Origin of the sequence: Hydrogenophaga sp. (genome assembly GCF_028698005.1) — a bacterium.
Classification (GTDB): domain Bacteria; phylum Pseudomonadota; class Gammaproteobacteria; order Burkholderiales; family Burkholderiaceae_C; genus Hydrogenophaga.
This window is the reverse complement of record NZ_JAQVEJ010000159.1, coordinates 1-6,615: the sequence shown is the minus strand read 5'-3', so window position 1 is coordinate 6,615 and position 6,615 is coordinate 1. Positions and strand designations below refer to the sequence as shown.

7 protein-coding genes are annotated in these 6,615 nt (G+C 61.7%); all 7 read right to left on the bottom strand.

Annotated features, from left to right (window positions below; all coding sequences use genetic code 11):
* Positions 1-985: cytochrome c oxidase accessory protein CcoG (gene ccoG / locus PHQ87_RS13340; RefSeq protein WP_300235248.1), on the bottom strand; the 985-nt coding region annotated here is incomplete at its 3' end.
* Between the two features lie 147 nt (positions 986-1,132).
* Positions 1,133-2,050: a cytochrome-c oxidase, cbb3-type subunit III gene (gene ccoP, locus PHQ87_RS13335; RefSeq protein ID WP_300235245.1), complete on the bottom strand. Its 918-nt coding sequence runs from the start codon at positions 2,048-2,050 to the stop codon at positions 1,133-1,135.
* A gap of 25 nt (positions 2,051-2,075) precedes the next feature.
* Positions 2,076-2,213, bottom strand: coding sequence for a cbb3-type cytochrome c oxidase subunit 3 (locus tag PHQ87_RS13330; RefSeq protein ID WP_300235242.1), 138 nt, complete (start codon positions 2,211-2,213; stop codon positions 2,076-2,078).
* A gap of 10 nt (positions 2,214-2,223) precedes the next feature.
* On the bottom strand, positions 2,224-2,868 hold the full coding sequence (ccoO, locus tag PHQ87_RS13325; RefSeq protein ID WP_300235239.1) for a cytochrome-c oxidase, cbb3-type subunit II: 645 nt from the start codon (positions 2,866-2,868) through the stop codon (positions 2,224-2,226).
* 16 nt (positions 2,869-2,884) lie between these two features.
* On the bottom strand, positions 2,885-4,330 hold the full coding sequence (gene ccoN, locus PHQ87_RS13320; protein WP_300235236.1) for a cytochrome-c oxidase, cbb3-type subunit I: 1,446 nt from the start codon (positions 4,328-4,330) through the stop codon (positions 2,885-2,887).
* 70 nt (positions 4,331-4,400) lie between these two features.
* The gene (gene ccoS / locus PHQ87_RS13315) at positions 4,401-4,538 is read right to left on the bottom strand and encodes a cbb3-type cytochrome oxidase assembly protein CcoS (RefSeq protein ID WP_300235233.1); all 138 of its coding nucleotides are present in this window, start codon (positions 4,536-4,538) and stop codon (positions 4,401-4,403) included.
* A gap of 32 nt (positions 4,539-4,570) precedes the next feature.
* Positions 4,571-6,615: heavy metal translocating P-type ATPase (locus tag PHQ87_RS13310; protein ID WP_300235230.1), on the bottom strand; the 2,045-nt coding region annotated here is incomplete at its 5' end.

The window sequence follows — 6,615 nt, the reverse complement described above, 5'->3', positions numbered from 1 at the left end:
AATAGACCAACACCCGCGGACGGAAAGCACGACGGATCATGGCTTGGCGACTCCATCCATGTGCCATGCCGTTTTCCGTCGAGTATTTGATGAGACCGCGCGGATAGCCGACCTTGTCCATGACCTCATCGCACACATCAATGCAGGCGCCGCAACCAATGCATTCGTACTGCAGGCCGTTGCGGATATCGATGCCCGTCGGGCAGACCTGCACACACAGCGTGCAATCGACGCAGGAGCCGAGCCCCAAGGCCTTGTAATCGGCCTTCTTCGAGCGCGCACCACGCGGCTCACCGCGGGCACTGTCATAGGTCACGATCATCGTGTCCTTGTCGAACATGGCGCTCTGAAAGCGCGCATAAGGGCACATGTACTTGCACACCTGCTCGCGCATCCAGCCAGCGTTGCCGTAGGTGGCAAATCCGTAGAAAAAGATCCAGAAGGTCTGCCATGGTCCCAGCGACAGCGCAGTGCTGAGAAGCGCCAGCTCGCGGATGGGTGTGAAGTAGCCAACAAAGGTGAACCCGGTCCACAACGAGAACACGATCCACAGCAAGTGTTTGAGACCGCGTTTGCTGAACTTGGCTGGCGACAACGGTGCCTTGTCCAGGCGCAAACGGGCCGAGCGGTCGCCCTCGACAACCTTCTCGATCCACATGAAGATCTCGGTGTAGACCGTTTGCGGACACGCATAGCCACACCACAAACGCCCGGCGACGGCAGTGAACAGGAACAGCGCCAGGGCCGAGATCACCAGCAGACCCGTCAGGTAGATGAAATCCTGCGGGTACAGCACAAGGCCGAAAATGTAGAAGCGGCGCGCTTCAAGATCGAAGAGCACCGCTTGTCGGGCGTTCCACTGCAGCCATGGAAGGCCATAGAACACCAATTGCGTGACCCACACCATGATCCAACGCCAGTTGTTGAAGAATCCGGTCACAGACCTGGCCTGGATCTTCTTTTGTGAGGTGTACAAGGACACCATCACCTCGTCATCGGCTGGGACGTTTTTGTGCGTGCCGGCTGCTTGGGACGCGCTTCTGGGTTGACTGGCTTCGGAGGCTGGCTGGGTCACGGGAAATCCTGGATCGGACGACTGGCCGGACTTCGGCCAGTCGTCCTGTAGGTCATATCACTGCTGGGTGGTTCCGGACTTGTTCGACAAGCCCCAGACATACGAGGACAGCACATTGATCTGCGCCTCGTTGAGCAGCGCCGATTGCGGCGGCATGGTATTGGTGAAGCCGTTGTTGATGGCTCGGATGATAGCGTCCTCACCCCAGCCATGGAGCCAAATACCATCGGTCAGGTTGGGGGCACCCATGACCTGCATGCCCTTGCCATCGGGACCGTGGCACGCCGCACAGGCCGCGAACTTCGATTGCCCCTGGGCGGCGCGCACCGAGTCATGCGGACTGCCCGACAGACTCAGCACATAGTGAGCCACATTGCGCACATCCTCGGCCGAGCCCAAGACTTCGGCCATGGGCGTCATCACACCCGTGCGGCCATTGGCGATGGTGGTCTTGATGTATTCGTGGCCCGTCCCCCCCAGCCAGTCACCGTCCGTCAGGTTCGGAAAAGACTTGGAACCGCGTGCGTCAGAGCCGTGGCACTGGGCGCAGTAGTTCATGAACAAACGCTCGCCGATGGCCATGGCCTCGGGATCGGCCGCCATTTGCTCAGCCGTCATACCGCTGAACTTGGCATAGACCGGTGCAATGGCCTCCTCGACCTTCTTGACCTCGGCCGCGTGTTGACCTTGGGAAGTCCAGCCCAGAACACCCTGGAAGCGTCCGAACATCGGATAGAGGGCCCCGTATACCAAGGCAAAGACCACGGTGATGATGAACAGGTACACCCACCACTTGGGCAGCGGGTTGTTCATTTCCTTCAGATCTACGTCCCAGACGTGGCCGGTGGTGTTGTCGGCATGAGTGGCCGCCTTGGTCGTGCTGCTGATCCACAGCAGGATCGCACAGGCGATGATGCTGACCAGGGTGATGCCACCGACATAGTAATGCCAGAAATCGCTGGTGAAATCGCTCATGATGGTTCTCGTTTCGTGGGGCTGCTCAGTCTTCGTGGAAAGGCAGCAGGGCTGCCTCGTCGAAATCGGCCTTGTTGCGCCTGGACCATGCCCAGAACACGATGCCCACAAAGGTCAGCAAGCTGATCGTGGTGACGATGCTGCGAAGGTCGTTGATGTCCATGGCAGACCTCTCACTGGGACTGGGCCACGGTGGCCGCGCTGCGGGCAGTGCCCAGAACCTGGAGGTACGCGATCAGCGCTTCCACTTCCGTCTTGCCCTGAACCTCCTCCACCGAGTTGGCGATCTCTTCGTCGGTATAGGGAGCACCCAGCATGCGCAGCACTTCCATGCGCTTCGGCATGACCTGGGCGTTGACCTGCTTCTCGGCCAACCACGGATAGGCCGGCATGTTGGACTCGGGAACCACGTCACGCGGGTTGTTCAGGTGCACGCGGTGCCATTCATCCGAATAACGGCCTCCCACACGGTGCAGATCGGGACCGGTGCGCTTGGAACCCCACTGGAACGGGCGGTCATACACGAACTCGCCGGCCACGGAGTACGGACCATAGCGCAGCGTCTCGGCCTGGAAGGGTCGGATCATCTGCGAGTGACAGTTGTAGCAGCCTTCCTTGACGTAGATGTCACGGCCTGCCAGTTGCAGCGCGGTATAGGGCTTGAGACCCTCGATCGGCTGGGTGGTCGACTTCTGGAAGAACAGCGGCACGATTTCCACCAGACCGCCCACCGCCACCACCAGGGTGATGAGGACGATCATCAGGAAGTTGTTGGTTTCGATCCGGGCGTGGCCGCTCGGCTTTTCATTGCTTGCCATGTTGTTGTACTCCTGATCAGGCGTGGGCAGGGTTGACGGCAATCACGGGACCATCGACGGCACGCCCTTGACGAGCGGTCATGACCGTATTCCACAGCATCACGAGCATGCCGGTGAGGTAGAGCAGACCACCAACCAGACGGATCACATAGAACGGGAACGTGGCTTTGACCGACTCGACGAAGGTATAGGTCAGGCTGCCATCCGGGTTGACCGAGCGCCACATCAGGCCCTGCATCACACCGGCAATCCACATGGCGGCGATGTACAGCACGATACCGATGGTCGCGATCCAGAAATGCAGTTCGATGGCCGGCACGGAGTACATCTTCTTCTGGCCGAACAGGCGCGGAATCAGGTAGTACAGCGAACCCATCGACACCAGACCCACCCAGCCCAGGGCGCCGGAGTGCACGTGCCCGACGGTCCAGTCCGTGTAGTGGCTCAGGGCGTTGACGGTCTTGATGGACATCATCGGGCCCTCGAAAGTGGACATGCCGTAGAACGACAGCGACACGATCAGGAAGCGCAGGATGGGGTCGTCACGCAGCTTGTGCCAAGCACCCGAGAGCGTCATGATGCCGTTGATCATGCCCCCCCAGCTCGGGGCCAGCAGGATCAGCGAGAACACCATGCCGACCGATTGCGCCCAATCAGGCAGCGCGGTGTAGTGCAGATGGTGCGGACCGGCCCACATGTACGTGAAGATCAGTGCCCAGAAGTGCACGATCGACAGCCGATATGAGTACACCGGGCGCTCGGCCTGCTTGGGAATGAAGTAGTACATCATGCCCAGGAAGGCGGCCGTCAGGAAGAAGCCCACGGCATTGTGTCCGTACCACCATTGAACCATGGCATCCTGTACACCAGCGTAGGCCGAGTAGGAATGCCACAGGCTTGTGGGAATCTGGATATTGTTGAAGATGTGCAGCAAGGCAATGGCGATGATGTAGGCGCCAAAGAACCAGTTGGCCACATAAATGTGGCGCACCTTGCGGATACCGATGGTGCCGAAAAACACGATGGCGTAGGCCACCCACACCACGGCGATGAGCAGGTCGACAAGCCAGGGCAGTTCAGCGTACTCCTTGCTCTGCGTTATCCCCATAGGCAAGGCAATCACTGCACTGACAATGACCACGTTCCAGCCAATGAGGGTGAACCAGGCCAGCCCGTTGGCAAACAGGCGGGTGTGACATGTCCTTTGGACCACGTAGTAGCTGGTGGCGAACAGCGCGCTGCCACCGAAGGCAAAGATCACCGCGTTGGTATGCAAGGGTCGCAAGCGGCCATAGGTGAGCCACTCGATACCCAGGTTGAGCTCGGGCCAGGTCAACTGGGCCGCGATGATCACGCCCACCAGCATCCCCACCACCCCGTATATCACGGAAGCGATGGCGAACCAGCGGACCACGCTGTCGTTGTAGACCGCCGGCTGGCCGGTCCTTGTTGTTGCGGACATATAGAAACTCCTCGTGGAATAACACTGATCAGAGTGTGTCAATTGCCTTACTCAGTCGCATTGACGTAGGTCAATCGCTTCTGAGAACCCGCTCTCCCTCACGCTCGACGTTATCAAACTGGCCCGACTGCAAGGCCCACCAGAAAATACCGAGGACGATGAACACCAAGACGACCGATAACGGCACCAAGAGATAAAGGATGTCCATGGAATGGCCTTGCAATGATGCGGTTTGCGAAATCAGGCAGGCGACTGCACCGGTGGCCTGCGTGCCAATCGGGTGGCATTGGCAATCACCAGGAAAGAACTGAGCGCCATACCCAGACCAGCCAGCCAGGGCGGCATCCAGCCGATCATCGCCAAGGGGATGCTGACGGCATTGTAGATAGCGGCCCAAGTGAGATTCTGGCGCACGATCTTCATCGTGTCCTTGGCCTGCACCAAGGTGTCGGCGACGTCCATCAGTCGCCCACCCTGGATCACATAGTCGGAGCGCGTCTGTGCCAGCGCGGCTGCGTGACCGAGCGCGAACGAAGTGTCGGCACGGGCCAGCACAGGTCCGTCGTTGAGACCATCGCCCACCATGGCCAGCCGCCGGCCCAGGCCTTGCAATCGCTCGACCTCGGCCAGCTTCTGCTCGGGCGAGGCACCGGCCACCACCTCGTCGATACCCACCGCCTGCGCCACCTGGCGTGCTGCGGCATCCCGGTCACCGGAAAGCAGCCAGGTCCGGATGCCCGCTGCCTTCAACGCCTGCACCACGGCCGCCGCATCTTCGCGCAGACCTTCGGCCAATTCGAAGCTGGCCAGCCAGCCCGCGTCGTCGGCCAGATGGGCTTCGGGGCCACCGTCGGCCGACGGGACCGCCTCCGGTGCGTCCACCCATGCGGCGGCGCCCAGGCGAACCCGACCATAGGCACCCACAAAGGCCTCCATGCCCTTGCCCGCCGCCTCGCGAACATCTCCCCGGACCACCGCCGGCGTCAGGCCCTCGTCTTGGGCGGCGCGGGCCAAGGCGCGCGAAACCGGGTGCAGCGACCCCTGGGCCAGTGCGGCGGCCACCTGCAGCGCTTCGGCCCGGGTGACGCCCTCGCGCACCCGCACCTGCCGCAGCACCAGACGGTCTTCGGTCAGTGTTCCGGTCTTGTCGAACACCACGGCATCGATCGTCGACAGGGTTTCGAACGCCTGCAAGCGGCGGACCAGTACGCCGCGACGGGCAAGCGCCCCGGCCGATGCCAGCATGGCCGCGGGTGTCGCGAGCGACAGCGCGCAGGGACAGGTCACGATAAGCACGGCCACGGCCACGGCCAGCGCCTTGCTGTGGTCCACCTGCCACCAGTATGCTGCTGCCAGCAATGCCCCGAACACCACCACCACCAGAAACGGGGCAGCAATGCGATCCGCCAGAACGGCCAGTCGCGGCTTGTCGGTCGACGCCTTTTCCATCAGATCCACGATCTGGGCAAAACGGGTGTCGCGACCGAGCTTCTCGATGCGTACCTGCGCCGGCCCCGCAAGGTTGAAACTGCCAGCCACCACGGCCTCGCCACGCCGGCGTGTCAGGGGGTGCGACTCGCCGGTCAGCAGCGCCTCGTCCACCGTGGCGGATTCGCTTTGCAGCACGCCGTCGCCGGGAAACGCCTGCCCGGCTTGCACCCGCACGACATCGCCCACGACCAGCCGCCGCACCGACAGGGTTTCGTATGTGCCATCGTCACGCCGGCGTTCGCACACTTCGGGCAGCCGATTCATCAGTGCATCAAGCGCGCCTGCGGTGCGGTCGCGCGCCTTGAACTCGAGATAGCGCCCACCCAGCAGGAAAAACACGAACATGGTCACGGAGTCGAACCAGACCTCCTCGCCCCAGGGTCCGCTGGGATCGAAGGTGGCGGCCGAGCTGACGAGGAACGTCACCAGAATGCCGATGGACACCGGCGTATCCATGCCGATGCGGCCCCGCTTCAGGTCACGCCAAGCGCTCTGGAAGAAAGGACTGCTGGAAAACGTGACCACGGGCACGGTCAACACCCAACTGGCCCAGCGCAACAGTTGCACGATGTCGGAGGACATCTCGCCCGGTTCGGCGACGTACATGGGCCATGTGTACATCATGACCTGCATCATGCAAAAGCCTGCCACGAACAGGCGCCACAGAGCCTGCCGGGTTTCCTTCAGACGTTCACTGATAGACAGCGCCTGCTGCATCGGCAGCACGCGGTAGCCAGCGTCACCAACGGCCCGCGCCAGTGCAGACATCTGCGTGCGCACCGGATCCCAACGCA